The following is a 21,820-nucleotide window of genomic DNA, read 5'->3' as shown; positions in this document are numbered from 1 at the left end:
ATGTGGCTCAGAAAAAAGCACATGAAGTTGATCAGTTTTTAACGCGTTTTTCACGTGCTTTTCCTATTGTTCTCATTTATGGGCCAGATCGTGGTCTTGTTTGTGAGCGTGCACAATGTTTTGCAAAACTTACAAAGGTAGCAATAGAAGATCCATTTTCGACAATTCGTTTGGATGCTGCTGAAATTGATAAAGATCCTGCGCGTTTGGAAAATGAAGCGCGTACGTTATCGCTTTTTGGGGGAGATCGTTTGATATGGATCTCTAATGCGGCTAATCAAAAAGGTTTTCTTGCTGCCTTAAAACTTTTAATTGAGAAGCCACCAGAAGCTTGTTTTATACTCATTGAATCAGGGGATTTAAAAAAAGGAACAGGGTTGCGCAATGCTGTTGAAACAGCATCAAAAGCAATGGCTTTGCCCTGTTTTGCAGATGATATGCGTTCTCTTGACGGTTTGATTGATGAGGTTTTAGGGCAGTTTAAGAAGACTATTTCTTTGGATGCACGTAGATGGTTACATGAAAGTTTAGGGGCGGATCGCCTTGTATCACGAGGTGAATTAGAAAAGCTTTGTCTTTACGCTGCAAATGCTCACGTTACTCTTGAAGATGTGAAAGCTGTTGTAAGCGATGTCAGTGCTCTTTCTCAAGATGAAGTCATTGATGCTCTTTTATTGGGCGATATATCAGGCTTTGAAGCGCATTTTAACCGACATGCAGCATTGCATGGGGCGCTTTTTTTTATTTTGAGTACAGCACAAAGGCATTTTCAGCAATTACAGCTATTGCGTTATCAGGTAGAGGTTGAAGGAAAATCGCCCTTTACGGTGGTTTCTCAAGCACGGCCTCCCATTTTTTTTCAACGGAAAAAGATCGTTGAGCAAGCTTTAAAATATTGGAAGTTAGAACAAATTTCTTATGCAATGGAAAGAATTCAGAGTGCTGTTTTAGACAGTCGTAAAAATCCACTTTTGGGTGAAGCTATCATTCGCCAAGTTTTGTTAGGGCTTACAATTATTGCACGACGCCAGATGGCAGCTTAACAGTTTAGAAATATGATGATTTTTTATTTTTAGTACGCCACAGAGGTATTTTAAGCAATTAAAACTGTTGTGTTATCAAGTAGAGGTTAGTTGTAGTTTTGAAGTTGCATTTGAAGAGCTTGAAATTTTTATAGAAACTTTTCTTCAGAAAAATTATTTATCTTTGAAAGGCAGTTTTTACACGGTTTTATTATCTTGTTGTGTCGTAAAACACTGTTGGTTCGTGATATAGGGCTCAGGCAAAATTTACGTATTCGGTGTTTTTTGTGTGAGTATGGGGTGAATATTAGGCTAGTTCATAGCGCCTTAATGGAGTAACATCCCTCATGCAAAACAGAGCATCTCAAACAACAGAAGACACTTGTATGGTAGATTCATACGCTTTCTTAGAAATATTTCTCAATGCGCGCATATCTATTTCGCGGCGGTGTTTATGAATGGTATAATGGTAAAGTGCTCCTTGAAGAATATAAAATCCATAGAGCATCACTATTTTTACGCTTAATAAAAGTGCAAGCCAGAGCATCATCATATATTTGTCTAGTCTCTAATTTGCTACAGTTTTTGGCATTAGAGAGCGTTTTGCATCATTTTTTTCTCACATGTCTTCTTGTGACGTGCAGACAAGAGAGTTTGTGATGGAAGAATTTTACCGTATTTGAAGTTATGATTCAAATTGAAAAACAATTATTATATTTATAAATCAATATATTATAGATTAATTGAATCACTTAAAATAGTGAATTAGTGGAATCTTTTAGACAAGAAAATGAATTGTTTGCAGATCGGTATGAACTAAGAATCTTCGTGGGATGAGGAGAAAGTCAAAATAGATTATGATGAAAACGACAGTACCTATGAGGAGATTTTTATTTTTGATACAGAGATGATTATCTTAGCAATGAATGTGTCTCATAAACAGAGCAAGCCATTGTTTATTATTATAACTCATCATTTTTCATATTGAGTCAATCAAAACGATGTCTTTTGCACGTCATAAGTGGGGGCGTGTGGATAAAAACTGTGCAAGAAAGCACTAAAAATGCCTCTTATGAATGCTCTCAAATTCCAAGGGTTTTTGCAACATTGGAGGTAGGCAAATATAATGATAGTGTTTTATTAAGTGTGAAGAGGGTCGTGCTTAATGGATTTATAGTTATAACATTTACAAACACTGTCGTGAGATAGGCTGGGGAGAGAGATGTCTTTTTAAAACAAACGCATGAATTTGCAATCCAAATCTATCCTGTTTAGGGCGCTTTGTTTTACGTGAGGGGTATGGCTCCATTAAAGGGATATTCGGTGTTTTGTTATCAAACTTTTTCTTTATTGAGAGAGCGTGTTTTTCTCATATTTGTTTGATTTACGGTATCAGGAATCGGGAGAGGAAAATGTTTTTAATGGTATTTTTTGTATGCGTTATTTTACGGTGTTTTCAATATTCATAAAACTTGTGTTGATGTTGTAGGTGGAGGCGTAATACATTCTTATATAGGTCTGATGTACAAATTAATGAACGTATTGGGATAATTTGGAAAGAGTTGGTGTCTGCTTACGCTTTTGATGTGTTTTTTGTGAGTAAATTAGTAAGATTTAGTAAGATAAAGTAAATTGATGAGATTTTATGTAGAGTCGTTGTTATCTTAATTGAGAGTGCATTTAATTTTTGTTTCAGTGATGCGCTTTGATCAGTAATTAAGTGGGAGTTTTAGAGCGTGATGTTAGATTTCTCGTCATTTATTGTTAATGTATTTTCTAGGTAAAATGATCTGTTGTCAGCTTGCGCAGGTGATGATTGGTAAACTGCGTTATTCTTTATTTCCTAGTTGTTGTTTTTTAATGTTTTACGCATAACTCTTGAACAAACAGACAGGAAAATTATGATTTTACAATTGTTTTTACTGCCATTTGCAAAGAATCTTTGAAGGTGAAAGATGCGCCATATTCAATTTGAAAAAATAGCACTCATTGGAATCGGTCTGATTGGATCTTCTTTAGCAAGAGTTATTAAAAAGAAAAATCTTGCGGCTCAAATTTCTATTGCAACACGTCGTTCAGAAACCTTGAAAAGAGCGCGCGAATTGGAGCTTGGGGACTTTTATACGACAGATAATGCAAAAGCTGTTGAAGGAGCAGATTTGGTTATTCTTTCTGTTCCTGTTGGGGCTAGTGCAGAAGTAGCAAAAAACATTCGTGATCATTTAAAACCTGGAGCGATTGTGAGTGATGTTGGTTCTACGAAAGCGTTGGTTATTGCGGAAATGGCACCTTTATTGCCAAAAACAGTTCATTTTATTCCAGGGCATCCAATTGCTGGAACGGAATATTCAGGACCAGATGCTGGTTTTGCTGATTTATTTATGAATCGTTGGTGTATTTTAACGCCTTTTGCTGAGAGTGATGCTGCTGCTGTCGCACAATTAACAGCGTTTTGGGAAGCTTGTGGTGCGCGTGTCGAAAAGATGGATCCTAAACATCATGATCTTGTTTTGGCTATTGTTTCGCATTTGCCGCATTTGATTGCTTATAATACTGTTGGGACAGCGAGTGATTTAGAAAAAGTAACAAATTCAGAAGTCATTGCTTATTCCGCTTCCGGTTTTCGTGATTTTACACGTTTAGCATCTTCTGATCCCGTTATGTGGCGCGATATTTGTTTGCATAATAAGGATGCTATTTTAGAAATGTTGAGCCGTTTTAGTGAGGGGCTTGCTTTTTTAGAGCAGGCAATTCGTTTAGGAGATGGTGAGACATTGTTTAACTTTTTTACACGTACGCGTGCTGTACGTCGCAATATTATTGATGCTGGACAGGAAATTGATGCTCCTGATTTTGGACGTCAGAGTGTTTCTAAAAAAGGGTGAATAAAAGCAAGGTTTTTTTGTTGAATTTCATTGGTTTTTTCTAGAAATCGATAAGAAGTTTTTTCTTTATTCAGTCATAGATGGCAATAAAAAAGAGTGGCGATTGCTTCGATACAGATAACTATGACTTCAAAAGGTTTTATGTGTGCAAGATTATCGTGCTTAACTCTCTATAGGGCATATGATGTACAGAAGAGGTTACTGATCTATAGAAGAGACAAAAAAATGAAGTCGTTGTAGAATTTCATATAGTGGGTTGTTGTTTTTGTTTTAGTATAAAGTCAGGCTTGACCGTGTTGATTATTGCCCTTTATATTACAACATCGGAAGATGTTTGTTTGCAGAGTTTTGATGATTTTTATAAAGCTTGAAATAGACAGAGGAAGAGTTTTACCAGAAAGTATAGAGATTTGTTAAGAAATATCTTTAGGTATAGCTATCGTATCCTTGTTGACGCAGTAAGCCATTATTGGCGTGATAATGGGAGTGCTTTTGCAAGCCATGTCGCGCTCTCTGGGCTTTTAGCATTTTTTCCTTTTTTTATTTTTGGAACTTCTCTTGCCAGTTTTCTTGGTGCTTTTACATATACACCGCAAAAAATCAAAGCTTTGGTGCAGTTATTACCAGATGTCATTGCAGAGCCTTTATCTCAGGAAATTATCAATGTTTTAACCATACAGCGGGGGGGAGTGTTGACAGTTTCTGTCATTGGAGCGGCTTATTTTGCTTCTAATGGGGTAGAGGCGTTACGTACAGCTTTAAATAGAGCTTATCGTGTTGTTGATCGGCGTAGCTTGTTGTTTTGTCGTTTTCAAAGTTTGTTTTTTGTGATTCTTGGAGCTGTTGGTCTTATTGTGATCAGCGTTTTGTTGATTTTAACACCTCTGCTGATCAAGATTATGCAAAATCATTCTTTTTTCATTACAGAATATATCGGTGTTATTCGTCTATGGCGTTACATAATCGCAGCGGTTGTTCTCTTTGTAAGTCTTTTGATTGTGCATAAATGGCTACCAGCAGAGCGGCGGAAGTTTATAGATATTTTACCAGGAATTGTACTGACAATGTTTGTATGGTTTATGGCTTCAATTGCTTTTGCACAATATTTGACAATGTTTGATTATATTTCTACCTATGCAGGGTTAGCATCTATTATGGTTGCTATTATTTTTCTTTACATCTTGAGTGCAATTTTTATTTTGGGAGGAGAAATAAACGCGGCGATAATGTTTTATCGCAAGCATTTGCAACATTCAGATGGATGAAAGAACTTAACTATTGCGTGAAAGCCAAGGTATGAATATCCCAATAAAGCCTGCTATCACTTTGTTGATTGATGCGGATGCTTGTCCTGTAAAAGATGAAGTTTATCGTGTGATGAATCGTTATCAGCTTAAGACATTTGTTGTGGCAAATCGTTTTTTTTCCCTTCCAGATGAAGCACTCATTGAAAGAGTGGTCGTTGCTGGTGAATTCAATTGTGCTGATGATTGGATCGTAGAACATGTGCATGAGGCAAGTATCGTTATTACCAGTGATATTCCTTTAGCAGCACGGGTTGTGCAAGCTGGGGGTTTTTGTCTTTCGCCAACGGGGCGTATTTTTGATGTAAATTCAATTGCTCAGGCTTTGGCGATGCGCAATTTGATGGAAGATTTGCGTGGACAGGGCAGTATAATAGGTGGTCCCCGTCCTTTTTCTCGTAAAGACCGTTCTGCCTTTTTGTCAGCACTGGATCTTGTTATACAACGTTTAAAAAGAAGCGGTTATTAGGTTATAGGGCTTCTTTTATAACAGCTTTTATAAGTGCTTTGGCATCGTCATTGGCCCATGGAGCTGCACCATTGAAGGAAGCAATGAGATATCCCTCTTTATCGATGAGAAATGTAATGGGGAGTCCTAAAGCAAGCCCCTGTTTTCTAACATTGTTGAAAATATCCATTGTTTCATCGCGATAGTAAAGCAAATTATCCGCATGAATATTCTGTAAAAATTGCTGAATTTTTTCAGGAGAAGCAGTTTTATCGATATTAATAGCTATGACATCAAAGTTTTCTCCACCTAATTCATGTTTTAATTGCGCAAGTTCTGGCATTTCTGTGCGGCAAGGTGCACACCAAATAGCCCATAGATTGACCAGCATCGGTTTTCCAGTAAATTCGCTGAGTGTGCGCTCTTTTCCTCGAATGTCCTTGAAAGAGAGTTTCTTCATATCTGAGGGCGTATCAGCAAATCTTATGTGGCTAAAAAAGCCTTTTGCTGCTTTTCGGATCGCCATCATTTTTTCTGCTCGTGCTTTATCAATGTTTATTTTTTGTGCTTGTGCTGCTGAAATGAAATTGAAAAGAAAAGACTCTCTTTTGGTATCGTAGTTTATGGTTGCGTATAAACTCAATGCAATGATAAAGAAAGCAAGGGAGAATTGCCTTTTTTTATTGTTTTTTTCGCTGATGAAAATTTGAAAAATCATAATTTTGTCCTTTAAATAGGTGTTTTCAGAATATGACAGATGAGAAGTTAAAGAACCAAATGTGGGGTGGTCGGTTTGCAGCAGGTCCTGCTGCAATTATGGAAGAAATTAATGCCTCTATTGATTTTGATCAAAAACTTTATCGACAAGATATTGAAGGTTCCCTTTCTCATGCGGCTATGTTAGCGCAAACGAAAATCATTTCACAATCAGATTATGAAAAAATTGTTCATGGTTTGAAACTTATTCGCCAAGAAATTGAAGACGGTAAATTTGTTTTTTCACGAAAGCTTGAAGATATTCATATGAATATTGAAGCGCGGCTGAGCGAATTGATTGGTCCTGTAGCAGGGCGTTTGCATACGGCTCGCTCACGCAATGATCAAGTTGCTGTTGATTTTCGCTTGTGGGTGCGTGAAGCAACGCAAAAGATAGCACAAGCTTTAAAAGGATTGATAGAGCAATTGCTTATTCGAGCAGAACAACATGTTGATACCTTTATGCCAGGCTTTACGCATTTACAATCAGCACAACCGGTAACATTTGGCCATTATATGATGGCTTATGTTGAAATGTTTGGTCGCGATTTATCGCGGATGCGTGATGCGATTGAGCGCATGAATGAATCGCCTTTAGGGGCGGCTGCTTTAGCAGGTACAGGCTTTCCAATTGACCGTTTTATGACAGCAAAAGCGTTAGGCTTTCGAGAACCTACACGCAATTCGATTGATAGTGTTTCGGATCGTGATTTTGCCTTAGAATTTTTAAGCGCTGGCGCTCTTTGTGCAACGCATCTTTCACGTTTAGCAGAAGAAATAATTCTTTGGTCAAGTGAACAGTTTTATTTTATTCGTTTATCAGATGCTTTTTCAACGGGTTCGTCTATTATGCCGCAAAAGCGAAATCCTGATGCTGCCGAACTTGTGCGGGCTAAAGTGGGACGGTTGAATGGCGCATTGATGGGGTTGTTAACGGTGATGAAAGGGTTACCCCTTGCTTATTCAAAGGATATGCAAGAAGATAAGGAATATGTGTTTGATGGGGCTTTGAGTTTGGAATTATCACTAGCAGCAATGACAGGGATGATTGCTGATTTGAAAGTTAATAAAGAAGTTATGAAACAAGCCGCTGATTCTGGCTATGCAACAGCTACAGATTTTGCTGATTGGCTTGTACGCAATTTAGGGATTCCTTTTCGCGAAGCACATCATATCACAGGGTGTGCTGTGGCATTGGCAGAAAAAAAACAGTGTCGCCTTCAGGATTTATCATTAGATGAACTTCAAGCAATTTGTCCTGATATCAATGCGACACTTTTTGATGTTTTGACCGTTGAAAAATCTGTTGAAAGTCGCAAAAGCTTTGGGGGAACAGCACCTTCAGAGGTTCTTCGGCAAATTGCGTATTGGAAAAAGTGTCTTGTGAACGCTTGAGTGATTGTATTTTAAAGGTAAAAAAGAGATCGAGATGAGGAAAGAGGACAGATGAAAATTATATTAAAGGGGTTGATGATTGTCCTTTTAGGAGGCGTTTGTGTTGCTGGGTGTGGGCGTAAAGGGTCATTGGAAATGCCTCTTACAAGTGTGGAAAAGTCTGTGCAAGGAACATCTGTTGCTCAAAGTGAAGATGATAAACCTTTTATTCTTGATCGTTTGATAAAGTAGGAGGAAAGTGTGGATTTTTTCTCTTACCATCAAGGTATGCTTCATGCTGAGGGTTGTTCACTTGCTGTTCTTGCGCAGGAGGTGGGGACTCCTTTTTATTGTTATTCCGCCAATGCATTGGTTACACGTTTTAAAGACTATAAAAAGGCTTTTCAAGGGATGCCTAGTCTGCTTGCTTATGCGGTTAAAGCCAATTCTAATCAAGCAGTTTTACGGCTTTTAGCGAACAATGGAGCGGGAGCTGATGTGGTCTCAGAAGGGGAATTACGGCGTGCCCTTGCTGTTGGTATTCCGGCACATCGTATTGTTTATTCTGGTGTTGGTAAAACCATGAGAGAGATAGATTTTGCTCTTGCACAGGATATTTATTGTTTTAACGTTGAATCAGAGCCGGAACTTGAACAGTTATCTCAACGTGCTGTTGCGCTTTCAAAGATAGCACGTGTTTCATTGCGCATTAATCCAGATGTTGATGCAAAGACCCATAAGAAAATTACAACAGGAAAATCTGAAAATAAATTTGGTATTCCATTGTTGTTGGCAAGAGAGGCTTATAAAAAAGCGGACTCTTTACCTGGATTGCAGGTTTGCGGTATTGATATGCATATTGGCAGTCAGATTTGTGATTTAAAGCCATTTGAAGAAGCATTCCTTCTTATTGCAGATTGTGTGCGTCAATTGTGGAGCGATGGCTATGCAATAACGCATATAGATATTGGTGGTGGGCTTGGTATTGCCTATGGTTGTGAACAACATACTGTACCTTCTCCTTTTGATTATGCTGCGCTGGTAAAGAAATATATTGCTCCTTTAGGGATTAATATTGTTGTGGAGCCGGGGCGGAGCATTGTGGGACAAGCTGGTGTACTGATGACATCTGTTCTCTATTTAAAAAGGGGACAAGGGCGGAATTTTGTTATTGTAGATGCGGCGATGAATGATCTGATGCGTCCAACGCTTTATGATGCTTGGCAGAATGTCGTCCTTGTGAAACAAGCAGCAAAAGATGCTCCCCTTATTCGTGCAGATATTGTTGGTTCTGTTTGTGAGACTGGCGATTATTTAGCACTAGATCGTTACTTGCCGATTTTGGCACCCGGTGATCTTTTAGCAATTACGCAAGCTGGAGCTTATGGTGCTGTGATGGCGAGTACTTATAATAGCCGACTTTTGATCCCAGAAGTTCTTGTTCAAGATACGTGTTATGCGGTTATTCGTCCACGTCTTGATTATGCTCAATTGATGGGATGTGATCATATTCCTGATTGGGTTGAGAATTCTTAAGTGTTTTTGGTCTTATTTTTACTAAACTTTGATGAAACAATTTATTTTCTAGAAATTGTCTTGTATGGGGTTTATGATCTTAATGCACCACGATAAAAGGGGATAAATGCTTGTTTATGAAAAATAAAAACATCAAAGGCTTTGCAATGAAGCTTTTGTGTGTGCGCATTTTGATGTGGGGAATCCTTTCATTTGAACGGATGTGGGTACGGTTGTTGCCATTTTTCCTCGTTGTTAGTCTCTTTTGTTCGTTTAGCTGGTTGGGACTTTTTGGCATTTTGGGCTATTGGTCACATTTGCTCTTACTTGGGGTTATACTTGTTTGTGCTGGGGCGAGTTTATTTTTTCTTGTTCGTTTTCGGTTTCCCACAATACGGGAAGTGAATTGCCGTCTTGAACGCGTCAATGATCTTAGACATCAGCCTTTGAATATTCAGACAGATCGTTTATGTTCTGAAAATGATGAAGATTTTAGTGCTGTTATTTGGCGTGAACATCAACGCCGAATGGCAAAACAATTATACCATTTAAAAACTGGATTTATCTCTCTTAATAGTGCGGATTATGATCCTTTGGCTTTGAGGGCTTTGTGTGTTCTTCTTTTTGTGTGCGCTTTTAGTTTTTCTTTTGGTTCACAAGGGGGGCGTTTGGCTGATGCCTTTGATTTTCGTCCTGTTGTTGATGAAAAATTCATGCGGATTGATGCTTGGGTAACACCACCTGCTTATACCGGTGTGGCACCGATTTATTTGACAAAAGATGAGAAAACACAACTAGAAATCCCTGAAGGGAGTAATGTTGTTGTGCGTGTTGTCAATGGGGCTGGCGTTACAGTAAAAGCAAAGTCTGTAGAAGATGGGAGGGAAGTTTCGTTTTCAGAGAAAACGGAACAAACAGCTTTGAATGATCCAATCGCTCATTTTGAAACACATTTAAAGCATTCAATGAATTTATTTGTATCATCACGTCGTAAAAAACAGCAGTGGCATTTGCAGATGATTAAGGACACGCTTCCGACAATTCATTGGCTGGAAAAACCAGGGAGGATTTTAACGGGATCATTAGAGTTACGATATGTGGTGGATGATGATTATGGTGTGACAAAGGCTTTTGTTGAAATAGAGCCTTTTCTTTCTCAGAATAAAAGTGCTTCCTCTCTTTATAATGCTCCGGAAATAGAGCTTCTTCTTCCGCGTGGTGGAAAGGGAAAAATGCGGATGGTGCAAGATATATCAGCGCATCCATGGGCAGGTTCGCAAGTCAAAATTACTTTGGTGGCAGAAGATGGTGCGGGGCAGAAAGGGCGTAGCAAAACTTTTGTTATGACATTACCGCAACACGTTTTTTCAAATCCTGTCGCGCGTGCGGTGAGTGAATTGCGTCGTTTATTAGCGCTTGATGCTTCTGCGAGAGAGCGTGTATTGGATATGCTTTCTGCTTTGCTTGTGCGTCCAGAAAAAGGTTTGCAAAATGTAAAGCATTTTCTTGTTCTACAAAGTGCGTGGACAAGACTTTCTTTAGCACAAACAGAAGATGATTTGCGTGGTGTGGTGGATTATTTATGGCAAATTGCTTTGGGTATTGAAGATAATCAGCTTGAATCCGTGCAAAAAAATTTAAAACAAGCTCAAGCTGCTTTACGTGATGCATTGCGTTACGGTGCTTCAGCGGCAGAAATTGAACGGCTTATGGCAGATTTACGTCAAGCTATGGATGAGTATATTCGTGCTTTGGCTGAAAAAGCACAAGATAGTCAAGTTTCTAAAAATTCTAAAAGCTCAAAAAGTCCTAATCTTTCTGAAGCTACATTACAAGAAAAGCTAAATTTAATTGAGGAAATGGCTAAAACGGGCTCTTCTTTAGCAGCTGAACAACTCTTAGCGGAAGTTGAACAGACGCTTGATCATTTGCATGTGCAAAAAGGCAATCAAAATGAGGGAGAAAAAAGCCAATCTGCACAAATGAAAGAAAAGATGGACCAGCTTGGAGATTTAATGCGTCGTCAGCAAGAAATTCTCAATGAAACACATCAGTTAGAGATGGAACAAAAACGCGGAGAAAATGTGCCGGAAACACAGAAAAAATCTTTAAAAAAACGTCAAGCTGAATTGCAGTCTGAATTATCAACATTAGAAAAAGAATTATCAGAACAAGGATTTGAAACAGGGGGCGCATTGAAAAGGGCAGAAGAAAAAATGAATTCTGCGGAGAATGCTCTTGATAATGGAAATCATCAGGTATCTATACAAAATCAGTCTGATGCTTTGGAATCTTTGAGGCAAGGTGCACAAAATGTTTTGAAAAAAATGCGCGAAACACTCAAAGAAACGGGAAATGATCAAAATGCTGATTCTGGTCCTAAAGATCCGTTAGGACGTCCACTTTCTTCAAAAACAGATGAAGAACAAGAAGGTGAGGCACTACCACAAAAAAGTGATCAAATGCGTACGCGGCAGATTTTGGATGAAATTCGCAAACGTCTTGGTAAAGAGCATATTCCAGAAGAAGAAAAAAACTATCTTGAAAGATTGCTTCATTTTAATTAACCAGTGTTGGCTTTTTTCTTAATTGATGTCAGAAATAGTGTATGAAGAATCTCTATGGGGTTCATCTCCAAGAAAATGATTAAAGCGCTTGTAACGCAAAATCATCCTGCTGTACTGATTTTTTGATCATTTAAGTTTAAAATATGAAATATTGAAATGTTCGCTATTGCGGAAAAAGAGCAGAAGTCCATATAAGTTTGGTATATGAAAATCTGTAATGTTTGAAATTTGTTTCTACATGGTATGTTGAGTTGGATATCGTTGCGCTGAAAGATTTTTATGCTTCTGCACTTGGGCTGCGTGTGCAAAAGACGCTGTGTGACCAATTGAATTTATGGTGGCCTGATCTTACGGATAAACGGATTATGGGGTTGGGTTATGCACTTCCTTATCTTTCTACATTGCGTGAACGTGCCCAACAATGTTTTGCTTTTATGCCATCTGCTCAGGGTGCTTTCCCTTGGCCTTGTGCTGAGCAAGTTGCTACAGCGCTTGTTTTTGAAGAAGATTTGCCGCTTCCTGATGCGTCAGTTGATTGTATTTTATTGGTACATGCATTAGAATATACAGAAAATTCATTTGAAACATTGAATGAAATATGGCGTGTTTTAGCACCCAATGGCCACTTGATCGTTATTGTACCTAATCGCTCTGGCTTTTGGGCGCGCAATATTACTACGCCCTTTGGTTATGGCGAGCCTTATAGTCGGCAACAAATTACTCGTTTGTTCGAAAAAACAAATTTTGTTTCTGGGCCAATACAAGAAATTGTACATTATATGCCCTCTACGGGTTATGTTTCGCGGTTGTTCTCATTTTTTTATGAGCCATTTGCACGCTATCTTTTGCCTTATTTTGGCGGACTCTTAATGTGTCAGGCACAAAAACGTGTTTATCAGGGGTTGCTGGTACAGCGTCGTCAATCGCGACGTGTTTTTATTCCTGCGTTATCACCACAAGTGCGAAATATTTTAATTTATAAAGATAATTAATCATTTTGCCATTGGCATAAGAACCGCAAATATAGAAGGATTTTCTTATTTTAATTTTTGCACATTATATGTGAAGGTTTTTTTCATCTCGTTTTTGTTTTCATTTAAGATATTAAAATTATTTTTGAAACAGTAAATCTCGAATTAAAGATTTAAACGATAACCATTTTGATCTGTTATGAGAATTTGTGCATTGGAGGGATCTTTTTCGATTTTTTGTCGCAAACGATAGATATGGGTTTCTAAAGTATGGGTGACAATATTTTCATTATAACCCCAAACTTGTTCTAACAATGTTTCACGGCTAACAATTTTATCATTGGCATAATAGAGACACTTAAGAATTGCTGCTTCTTTTTCTGTGAGACAGATTTTAGTGTTGCATTGATCAAGAAGAAGTTTTTGTCTCAGTTTAAAAGTATAGGGGCCAAGATGAAAGGTTGTGTCTTCATTTTGTTCATATTGGCGCAACTGTGCTCGAATTCTCGCTAATAACACCGCAAAGCGAAAGGGTTTTGTCACATAATCATTGGCGCCTGTTTCAAGATCTAAAATATTATCGCTGTCTGTATCATGATTTGTTATCATGATAATGGGGGCACGAAATCCTTGGATGCGTAATTTTTTCACGGCTTTGAAACCATCAAGATCAGGAAATTTAAGTCCCAAAATAGCGAGATCAATATTTTCTTCTTGGATTATTTTCATTCCCTCTTCTGCTGTTTTTGCTTGGAAAATTTCAAACTCTTGATGCATTTGCAATTGTTCTACTAAAACGGGGCGTAGATCATCGTCTTCAACAATTAAAAGAGTATAGTGGTTCATGTTTTTCCTTATAGGCATGTTGATGCACTGATTGGTAAAGAGTAGTTTCGTGAAAAATGAGATTTCATGCAAGAAAAATTAAAAGAGGAAAATTAAAAAAAGAGCGTTTGATTGATTCAATATAAACAGGTTGGGAATGAGATAATCCTGGGGTATGAGGGGTCTCATCCAACATGTAAAGCAATGAACACTCAATATGATGCGTGTTTTAAGCGTGAAGAGAACTGTGCAACACTTAACACATATACACTGTTTAGGAGAATTTCACGGTTATTTTTGTTTTTTCGTTGCATTTGTGTGCGAGGGGGTTTTGTGTGTGATGTTCGTGGTGTTGCTTATTATAATCGTTGAGTAAGCTTTGCCTTTAGCAATACCGAAAAGATGCATCATAAAGAGGTTTTTTGTGCAATGCTATGAAGCATCTTTTTATATGAGTTAATGAATAAAAATTATTGTTTCAAGATACAAGCATTTCCCTCTTAAGGTTGCCCATCAAACAGACTTCTTTCCATTCATCTTCTGTCACGGGTTGCACTGATAAGCGGCTGGCTTTAACCAGCACCATATTTGCTAGTTTGGGATTGGCTTTAATTTGTTTTAATGAAACAGATGTTGGCATGTCACAAAGTGCACGGATATCCACACATTCCCAGCGTGGATCAGAGCTTGTAGAATCAGGGTGTGCTTCAGCACATATTTCTACAATACCTACAATTTCTAAACCTTTATTTGAGTGATAAAAAAAACCTTTATCGCCATATTTCATGGCGCGCATATTATTACGGGCTTGATAATTTCGTACACCATCCCATTGTTCGCCATTAACTCCTTTTTTCTTTTGCATCTCCCATGACCATTTGTGGGGTTCAGATTTAAAAAGCCAATAAGCCATGAGTTCTCCTTTTTCATAGACTGTTATGCATTCATCATGTGTATTTTTATAAGCATCTTTGTAACACCATCAACGATGATTTTTAAAATGGGGTAAAGAACGGGCATAATCTGTTTTTTCTTGTTTCAAAATAACGTGTAGCAGAGAAACGCGATCCATTGATATTTCACGTTGTATAAAGGTATTTTGCTCTTTGCTTATCTTTTCAGCTATGGCTTGAAATGCGTTCACTATAAGAGCTTTTTGGAGAAAATTAAGAAAATTGATTCTAAAAAGTTTTAAGATTACAACGGCAATGAAACGAATAGATGATCAAAGATAATGAGGTCAAAGAATGGCTTTCATATCTATGCTTCGTGAGAGAGAGTAGATCTTATTATGCCGTAAAATACCGTCATTTGAAGTGTAATGATATAAGGCAGTTTTTTGAAACATAAAGTTTTTTAGAATGTGTGGTGAATATTTAGGTTTGCGTGTCGAGCTTTGGGTTAAGTGAATTGTGTGAGTGGGAAGCAGGTGGAATCCGCTCGATAGAAAGTTCGGACTATCTATAGACCGAATTGAGTAGAAATCTTCGTTTTTTAAGATGTGTGTGGGGGGGGACGTCAATTTTATTATGCTTTTGTTCCACGGCGTCCCATTCCGATCAAGGGCGTGGCTTTTTCATCTAATGGCCAGCGTGAGCGGGGTGCAATGTCGAGAGAGCTTGTTTCTCCTCGTGCGAGTTTTTGTGCACCGGCAAAAGCAATCATTGCAGCATTATCGGTACACAAGGAAAGAGGAGGGGCTATAAATTCAAAACCATGTTGATGGGCAAGTTCTTGCAACGTAGAACGAATGGCTTGGTTTGCGGCAACACCGCCCGCGACAACCAAAGCAGGAGAACGCTTTCCTTGATTATGAGAGAGAGGATATTGGTGGGTAAAGTGTTGTAGGGCTAGGTGAATACGATCATGTATCGTATCGGTTACGGCGGCTTGAAAACTTGCGGCAATGTCAGCAATATCATTTTCTGTAAGAGGAGCTATGGCTGTTGCGGCTTGTCGAACAGCAGTTTTTAGTCCGGAAAAAGAAAAATCTAACCGTTTTTCACCTTTTAAAGGTCGTGGAAGGGGAAAGCGATTTTTATCACCAAATAAAGCTGCTTTTTCAAGTGCTGGTCCACCAGGATAAGGAAGACCTAAAAGTTTTGCAGTTTTATCAAAGGCTTCTCCTAATGCATCATCAATGGTGGTTCCTAAACGTTGGTAGTTGCCTACTCCATGAACAATGATTGTTTGTGTATGACCCCCTGAAACTAAAAGTAATAAATAAGGAAAGCTGACGCTGTGCGTTAAGACAGCTGTTAAAGCATGTCCCTCTAAGTGATTTACCGCAATAAATGGTTTGCCAGTGGCAAGAGAGAGTGCTTTTGCGCTCATAACGCCTACCAACAATCCTCCTATCAAACCAGGTCCACTGGTGGCTGCAATGCCATCAATATCTTTTAATTTTGTGTTTGCTTCTGTTAGTGCTTGCAGAATTAAATGATCAAGAACTTCAACATGGGCACGAGCAGCAATTTCAGGAACAACACCACCGTAAGGTGCATGGTGATCAATTTGGCTCCAAACAACATTGGAAAGAATTCGGCTGTTTGATTCATTGTTATATTCAATGACAGCCGCTGCCGTTTCATCACAACTTGTTTCTATTCCTAGAAGACGCATTTTAAACAAAACCTTATATTGAAGCTTCTTTCCTGTGTGCGTATCATGAACAGAAAAAGATGCAAAGTATTTCTCTTAGAATTGATTTTTCTATGAAAAATATGTGTTTTGGTATTTTCTTTGAATTTCATGATATTGTTGATTAAAAAATAAAGCTGTATTTTTGAGTACAAAATGCAAATGTGTTTTTAAAAACTTGTCTATTAAAGTCTATAATTGTAAATATTATTGAGAAAAATGAGATTTGGAAAATTTTTATAAAGTTATACTCTTTATAAAAAGAATGTAAAGCAAACGAAGATATTTGAGAAAAGCTTCATTTTTAAAACTTTTTTCATTTTATTATTTTATCATTAAAAAAAGTGTGCACAAAAAGTGACAGAGATGGTCGATTCTTCAAAACCAAAAGTTAAACCACATTATGCTGGTACGCGCCGTAAGAAACCAGTTATTGAACATGAAGCTGTTCTCCATGATTCAGAGGAAAAAATCCACAATTCTGTAGAATCTCATGCGCGAGAAAAACAGAATATACAAGGTCAGGATAAAAGTACCTCTAGTACAACTTGGCTTTTCTTGTTCCTTTCTGGGATTTTGGGAGGATTCATTGCTTTGGGAATTTTTATGGGGCTTCAATGGGCTGGTCTTTTTCCTTCTCCTTTTGTGGCAAATTCTGTTGGGGGGGGAAAAGCTTTGCAGATTGCTGAAGCCGCAAAAAGTCAAGGTAAAGACACAAAGGAACAATTGAGCCGGGTCTTTAAAGAAATCGATATGTTAAAAACAGAGTTTTCTTCTTTTTCATCACAACAGTTTAAAACAACGAAAAATGATGAACTATCGAAAGAAGAAAGCAAAAAAGCTTTTGCAATTTTAGAGGAAAAAGTAAAAGCTCTTGAAGAAACTGTACAAACTTTTGTTAGAGAGTCGAAAGAGATAGAGACGGCTTTGTCTGTTGGGCAGAGCAATGCAAATGATCTTGCTGCGTTAAAACAACAGTTAGAAACACTACAGGAAGAAACTGCTGTTAAAAATAGTGAGAAAAGAGAAATAGATACCGCGCTTTTTACTGCAATTAGTTCATTAAAAAATGCTGTAGAGCGTGGTGGATCTTATAATAATGAATTAAAGCTGTTACAGCAATTATCGCCTTCGATTGATGGACTTGATGTGTTGCAAAAGACAGCTACTGTGGGTCTTCCAAGTTCAGCACAACTTTCAGTTGATTTTGCTCATGTTGCCGATGCAATTGTTGGTACGCAAAATCTTGTTGCGTCAGATGCTGGTTTTTTTGACCGAATTTTAGCATGGATAAAAGGGCTCATTGTTTCGCGACCGATTGGAAATGTTGAAGGGATGACGCTTGGGGCTATTGCGGCACGCATGGAAGTTGCCATTCAAGCTGGTGATTACGAAAAGGCTTTGAGCGAATGGCAATCATTGCCTCAAAGTGCAAAAGATGTTTCAATGGATTTTGTTAAGCAGCTTGAAAGACATATTGCTATTCAACAGTTGTTGCAGCAATTGTTATTGTCTGTGCAACAAGGATCTTTTAAAGCAACAAAGATGTAAATAGGCCCAAGATGATACGTGTTTTTATTTATATTTGTGTTGTTTGTATCCTCGGTTTAGCTTTCACGTGGGTTGCTAATCACAATGGTATTTTTGTTCTCACATTTTTGCATTTCAGATTTTCTGCTTCATTTCTTACAGTGTTAAGTGTGCTTATTTTGTTTTTTGTAACGCTGGTGCTTTTATGGTGGTTATTGTCTTTCTTTTTTTCTATACCAAGTACTCTTTCCAATTATTTGTATAAACGCCATAAAAAGCGCGGTTATGAAGCTCTTTCAAAGGGGATTCTTGCAACTTTTGCTGGTGATAGTATGGTTGCGCAAAAAATGGAAGCACGGGTTGCTAAATATCTTGCAGGAAAACAAGAGCCATTGGTAAAATTCTTACAAGCGCAAACCTTGTCTTTACAAAATAACTCTGTTCGGGCCATCGGTCTTTATGAGGAGATGAGAAAGGAAGATCCAACAAAACTGGTTGGACTTTATGGTTTGTTTCGTGAAGCGATGAAGAGTAAAGCTTATGAGGCAGCGCAACAATATGCCGAAGAGGCACTGACTTTATCGCCAGCACTTTTATGGGCGCATCAGGCGGTGCTTGATCGGTTAAGTACTGAGGGTAAATGGGATAAGGCACTTACTATTTTTGAGAGAACGCAAAAAGCTCTCCCGCGTTCTGTTCGCGCGACTCCAGAGCGGCAGCATATACAGGTTTTACTATTAAGTGGGCAGGCACTTTCTTTGTTTGATACACATCCTGTACAAGCACGTGAAGCCATTTTGAAAGCCCATAAATTGGCGCCTGATTTTGTTCCAGTAATAGTTATTGCTGCTGATATTCTTTATAAGTTAAATGAAACGCGTAAAGCGGATAAAATGATTATAGCGGCTTGGCAAAAGAATCCTCATCCTGATTTGGGGACGCTTTATCTTGAAAGAGAAGAAGGAGCCATTGGGCGATTAAAAAGGGCTAAGACACTTGCTTCTTATAATAAAGATGCATTTGAATCGGCTTTCCTTATTGCTAAAGCAGCTTTAGATGCTGGTGAAACAGCATTAGCGAGAGAGCAGGCAAAAAAAGCATTACAGTATCATCCACGGGAAAGTGTTTATTTATTGTTGGCAGATATTGAAGAGGCACAGGGAAACAATCAAGGTGCTGTGCGTCAATGGCTTTCTTTAGCACTTCGTGCTGAACGTGATCCAGTATGGATGTGTGATGGGTCCATTTTTTCTTCTTGGTCAGCGGTTTCTCCAATCAGTGGACGTTTGGGCTGTTTTGAATGGAAGGCGCCTCCCTGTATGCCTTCTCTCACATTAGAGGCGGACAATATTGTGCCGAAAAAGCAAGACAAAGAGTATGTTATGGGAAAAAGTGATGGTGTTGAAGATAAGAAGCTTGAAAAATTAACACCTATAGACGATTCTCTTTTGCATAATGCGCAGGTGGAGAAACAAGATATAAAAGAACAAGATGTAAAAATGTTCAGTCAAACTCACTTAAATGTTGATGATCCAGGGGTGAAAACAGAAGAAGAAACATTTTTATCGAGGAAAAAATTTCGTTTATTTTAAATTGCACCAATGTGATAATACGAATGTTTTCTCAGAAGAAACAATTGACCTAGAAGAAAAAATATCGTTAGTCTTGTCCAATAAAATTATTCTCTTATGCTTTAAAAATGAAGTTTTGCTTGGTTGCAGAGGTGATTGGTTAAAAAATGTTTTTACATCAGAGATGTCTTGATAAAAAACAAAAAAATAACAAACCAAGGATTGCTGTTGTTATTCATCGGCGGTCTACCTATACTGGTCGTTTAGGAAAATTTTTACAACAAAATGGTTTTGTTCTTGATATTTATCGTCCTATTTTTGGACAAAAACTCCCTGATACATTAGAGCATTATGCCGGTGTTGTTATTTTAGGGGGGCCGATGAGTGTGAATGACAGCGAAGCCTATATTGGTGAGGAAATTGATTGGATTTCGTTATCACTAAAGGAAAATAAGCCTTTTTTGGGTATTTGTCTTGGAGCGCAAATGTTAGCGCGAAATCTAGGGGGGCGCGTTGGTACAAGAAGTGATGGGACTGTTGAAGTCGGCTGGTATCCACTAGAAGCAACCCCTCAAGGGAAGGAATTGATGAATTGGCCAGAAATGGTCTATCATTTTCATGATGAAGGTATTTATGATTTACCGAAAGAGGCAATGCTTTTGGCAACAGGGCATACATATCCTACACAAGCTTTTCGTTATGGAAACAATGCATGGGGTTTGCAATTTCATGCTGAGTTTACACGTGCTATGATGCGACGGTTAGTCGTGCGTTCGGCACATAAATTGACTGAAAAAGGTGCTCAACCTGCTTGTGCACATTTGAAAGGTCGTTTAATTTATGATCAAGCTTTAAGCCAATGGTTTGAAGGTGCATTACACCAGATTTTTTGTGTACCGACCGCATTTGTGTGAGTGTTAGAAACACTATTTATTATCGTTCTTGTTGTGCTGTAAAACAGTATCGTTTAAGGCAGAGATAGAAAACTCATGTAAAACTTTACACATGAGGTATTTTTTGTTAGAAAGTGTAATGGATTTTCTTAAAAAGATCTTGGTGGGTGGACTTATGAGATACTGTACTTTAGAACGATGTATAGGAACTCTTTGAAGTGATCAGTAGATAAAATCCGGTCGATTAAGAAGTTGGATTGTTTATAAACTGACTGTGGTTAAGAATCTTTGTCCTTTTTAGGGTGGGGAGGAAGTTAAGAGATAAAGAAAGTTTTAATGTTGTCTAAATCCTTTCAAATACCGTCATCACAAAAGAGATTTTCTTTGAGCTATTTAATTTGTGGGCTCCTTTGTCTTGCTCTGATATTTATTTATAGCGCACTCTGGTTTTTTTTTCACGTAAAATAGAAGAGCAAGTTTCTGATATATTTGCAAAAGCGTCTTCCTATAATATGGCGGCGGTATGTGAGAATGTGCGCAAGGATGGTTATCCTTTACGTATCGGTGTTGTTTGCGACAATTTTCAATTTTCTTGGCCTTTACATGGGGTTTCTGTATCGACGGGGCGTTTGACAGCTGGTGCACCAATTTATGCACCTCATTTGGTCGAGTTTAATGTTCATTCTCCTGCATCAATTGTTTTTTCCGGACAAACTTCCATAGTATCGCGTTGGCGCAATTTGGTTATTGAAACAGAACCTTATTGGAAAACGGGTAAAACATTGAAGTTTATAGCTGAAGGGCTTGAAATTTCACCTCTTTCCTCTTCCCTTGAAGATCAAAAGCCTCAAGAAGCATTAGGAGAACAAACAACAGATAAAAAAACGACACAGGAAAATGTAGAAGATCAAGCATCTTTGCAAAATACGCATGACATGATTACTCAGCCGTTAGAGACAAAAGATATGCCTCAAAAAATAACGGCAGAATTTTTGCGCTTTGATCTGAAACATGAAAAGAATGATTTGTTGGGAAATATAACTTTTGACGGTTTTGATGTTTCTCTAGTTTTTACATCTTCTTTTGTTGATGTCCCAAAAATTGATGGTAACTTGAAAGTGATTTTAAATGACATCTCTTTTTTGTCTGAAGATGAAGGGAAAAATTGGCAACAGCGACTGTATGGAAAAAGTGGGCTTTTAAAGCAAGGTGAATTGACTTTTCATACAGGTGGTGGGTTACGTATTAGTGGACCTTTTTCTTTTGATGAAGAAGGATATTTGACAGCAGAATTCGAACTTGTCCATATTCAGCCCATGAAGCTTCTTAACACTTTGCAGCGCTTATTTCCCGCGCAGGACAATAATCTTCAAGCGTTATTTTTTATTTTGGGTGCACTGCCTAAAAATGCCGATGGCGCTCCCGTTCTCCCCTTGCTCATTAATAATGGGTGGGTAAAATTAGGTTTTTTAAAACTTGGTCGTCTCGCTCCACTTTAGGTTTTGTACCCAAGCCTTTT

At 38.1% G+C, this 21,820-nt stretch carries 18 protein-coding genes; 13 read left to right on the top strand and 5 right to left on the bottom strand.

The features are described from left to right. Positions 1–2 precede the first annotated feature (2 nt). The 4 genes from holA (at position 3) to ACFIJK_RS01705 (ending at position 5,680) form a co-directional block, all read left to right on the top strand. A complete protein-coding gene (gene holA / locus ACFIJK_RS01720; protein ID WP_375626058.1) occupies positions 3–1,043 on the top strand; it encodes a DNA polymerase III subunit delta in 1,041 nt (346 codons plus the stop codon). 1,934 nt (positions 1,044–2,977) lie between these two features. Further along, positions 2,978–3,907 carry a prephenate/arogenate dehydrogenase family protein gene (locus ACFIJK_RS01715; RefSeq protein ID WP_375626056.1) on the top strand — a complete coding sequence of 310 codons (930 nt, stop codon included), beginning with the start codon at positions 2,978–2,980 and terminating at the stop codon, positions 3,905–3,907. A gap of 410 nt (positions 3,908–4,317) precedes the next feature. Further along, complete coding sequence (locus ACFIJK_RS01710) at positions 4,318–5,172, top strand: YihY/virulence factor BrkB family protein (protein ID WP_375626054.1); 855 nt, start codon at positions 4,318–4,320, stop codon at positions 5,170–5,172. Between the two features lie 31 nt (positions 5,173–5,203). After that, a complete protein-coding gene (locus ACFIJK_RS01705; protein ID WP_375626295.1) occupies positions 5,204–5,680 on the top strand; it encodes a YaiI/YqxD family protein in 477 nt (158 codons plus the stop codon). Position 5,681: 1 nt separating this feature from the next. On the opposite strand, the gene ACFIJK_RS01700 is transcribed toward ACFIJK_RS01705, so the two are convergent. Then, positions 5,682–6,377: a TlpA disulfide reductase family protein gene (locus tag ACFIJK_RS01700; protein ID WP_375626052.1), complete on the bottom strand. Its 696-nt coding sequence runs from the start codon at positions 6,375–6,377 to the stop codon at positions 5,682–5,684. 32 nt (positions 6,378–6,409) lie between these two features. Between ACFIJK_RS01700 and argH the strand changes: the two genes are divergently transcribed. The 5 genes from argH (at position 6,410) to ACFIJK_RS01675 (ending at position 12,863) form a co-directional block, all read left to right on the top strand. Then, on the top strand, positions 6,410–7,810 hold the full coding sequence (argH, locus tag ACFIJK_RS01695; protein WP_375626050.1) for an argininosuccinate lyase: 1,401 nt from the start codon (positions 6,410–6,412) through the stop codon (positions 7,808–7,810). 51 nt (positions 7,811–7,861) lie between these two features. Continuing rightward, entirely contained in the window at positions 7,862–8,041 is a 180-nt protein-coding gene (locus tag ACFIJK_RS01690; RefSeq protein WP_375626049.1) for an LPS translocon maturation chaperone LptM, read from the top strand. Between the two features lie 9 nt (positions 8,042–8,050). Beyond that, a complete protein-coding gene (gene lysA / locus ACFIJK_RS01685) occupies positions 8,051–9,325 on the top strand; it encodes a diaminopimelate decarboxylase (protein WP_375626047.1) in 1,275 nt (424 codons plus the stop codon). 116 nt (positions 9,326–9,441) lie between these two features. Beyond that, complete coding sequence (locus ACFIJK_RS01680) at positions 9,442–11,871, top strand: TIGR02302 family protein (RefSeq protein WP_375626045.1); 2,430 nt, start codon at positions 9,442–9,444, stop codon at positions 11,869–11,871. A gap of 221 nt (positions 11,872–12,092) precedes the next feature. Further along, positions 12,093–12,863, top strand: coding sequence for a class I SAM-dependent methyltransferase (locus tag ACFIJK_RS01675; protein WP_375626043.1), 771 nt, complete (start codon positions 12,093–12,095; stop codon positions 12,861–12,863). Between the two features lie 144 nt (positions 12,864–13,007). On the opposite strand, the gene ACFIJK_RS01670 is transcribed toward ACFIJK_RS01675, so the two are convergent. The 4 genes from ACFIJK_RS01670 to tsaD form a co-directional block, all read right to left on the bottom strand. Then, positions 13,008–13,688, bottom strand: a complete 681-nt coding sequence (locus ACFIJK_RS01670) for a response regulator transcription factor (protein ID WP_375626042.1) — start codon at positions 13,686–13,688, stop codon at positions 13,008–13,010. 457 nt (positions 13,689–14,145) lie between these two features. Next, entirely contained in the window at positions 14,146–14,580 is a 435-nt protein-coding gene (locus tag ACFIJK_RS01665) for an EVE domain-containing protein (RefSeq protein ID WP_375626040.1), read from the bottom strand. 69 nt (positions 14,581–14,649) lie between these two features. After that, positions 14,650–14,811 carry a hypothetical protein gene (locus ACFIJK_RS01660; protein WP_375626038.1) on the bottom strand — a complete coding sequence of 54 codons (162 nt, stop codon included), beginning with the start codon at positions 14,809–14,811 and terminating at the stop codon, positions 14,650–14,652. Between the two features lie 383 nt (positions 14,812–15,194). Then, entirely contained in the window at positions 15,195–16,289 is a 1,095-nt protein-coding gene (gene tsaD / locus ACFIJK_RS01655; RefSeq protein WP_375626036.1) for a tRNA (adenosine(37)-N6)-threonylcarbamoyltransferase complex transferase subunit TsaD, read from the bottom strand. A gap of 384 nt (positions 16,290–16,673) precedes the next feature. Between tsaD and ACFIJK_RS01650 the strand changes: the two genes are divergently transcribed. From ACFIJK_RS01650 to ACFIJK_RS01635, 4 genes are all read left to right on the top strand, one after another. Further along, positions 16,674–17,858, top strand: a complete 1,185-nt coding sequence (locus ACFIJK_RS01650; RefSeq protein WP_375626035.1) for a COG4223 family protein — start codon at positions 16,674–16,676, stop codon at positions 17,856–17,858. Positions 17,859–17,869: 11 nt separating this feature from the next. Next, positions 17,870–19,429 carry a heme biosynthesis protein HemY gene (locus ACFIJK_RS01645; protein WP_375626033.1) on the top strand — a complete coding sequence of 520 codons (1,560 nt, stop codon included), beginning with the start codon at positions 17,870–17,872 and terminating at the stop codon, positions 19,427–19,429. A gap of 146 nt (positions 19,430–19,575) precedes the next feature. Beyond that, on the top strand, positions 19,576–20,322 hold the full coding sequence (locus tag ACFIJK_RS01640) for a glutamine amidotransferase (RefSeq protein ID WP_375626031.1): 747 nt from the start codon (positions 19,576–19,578) through the stop codon (positions 20,320–20,322). 422 nt (positions 20,323–20,744) lie between these two features. After that, complete coding sequence (locus ACFIJK_RS01635; protein ID WP_375626293.1) at positions 20,745–21,800, top strand: DUF2125 domain-containing protein; 1,056 nt, start codon at positions 20,745–20,747, stop codon at positions 21,798–21,800. Positions 21,801–21,820: the final 20 nt, after the last annotated feature.

Origin of the sequence: Bartonella sp. PS17NMGDW, from assembly GCF_042193555.1 — a bacterium.
Taxonomy (GTDB): domain Bacteria; phylum Pseudomonadota; class Alphaproteobacteria; order Rhizobiales; family Rhizobiaceae; genus Bartonella; species Bartonella grahamii.
Note: the sequence above shows the minus strand (reverse complement) of the source record. Positions and strands in the feature narration are given on the sequence as shown.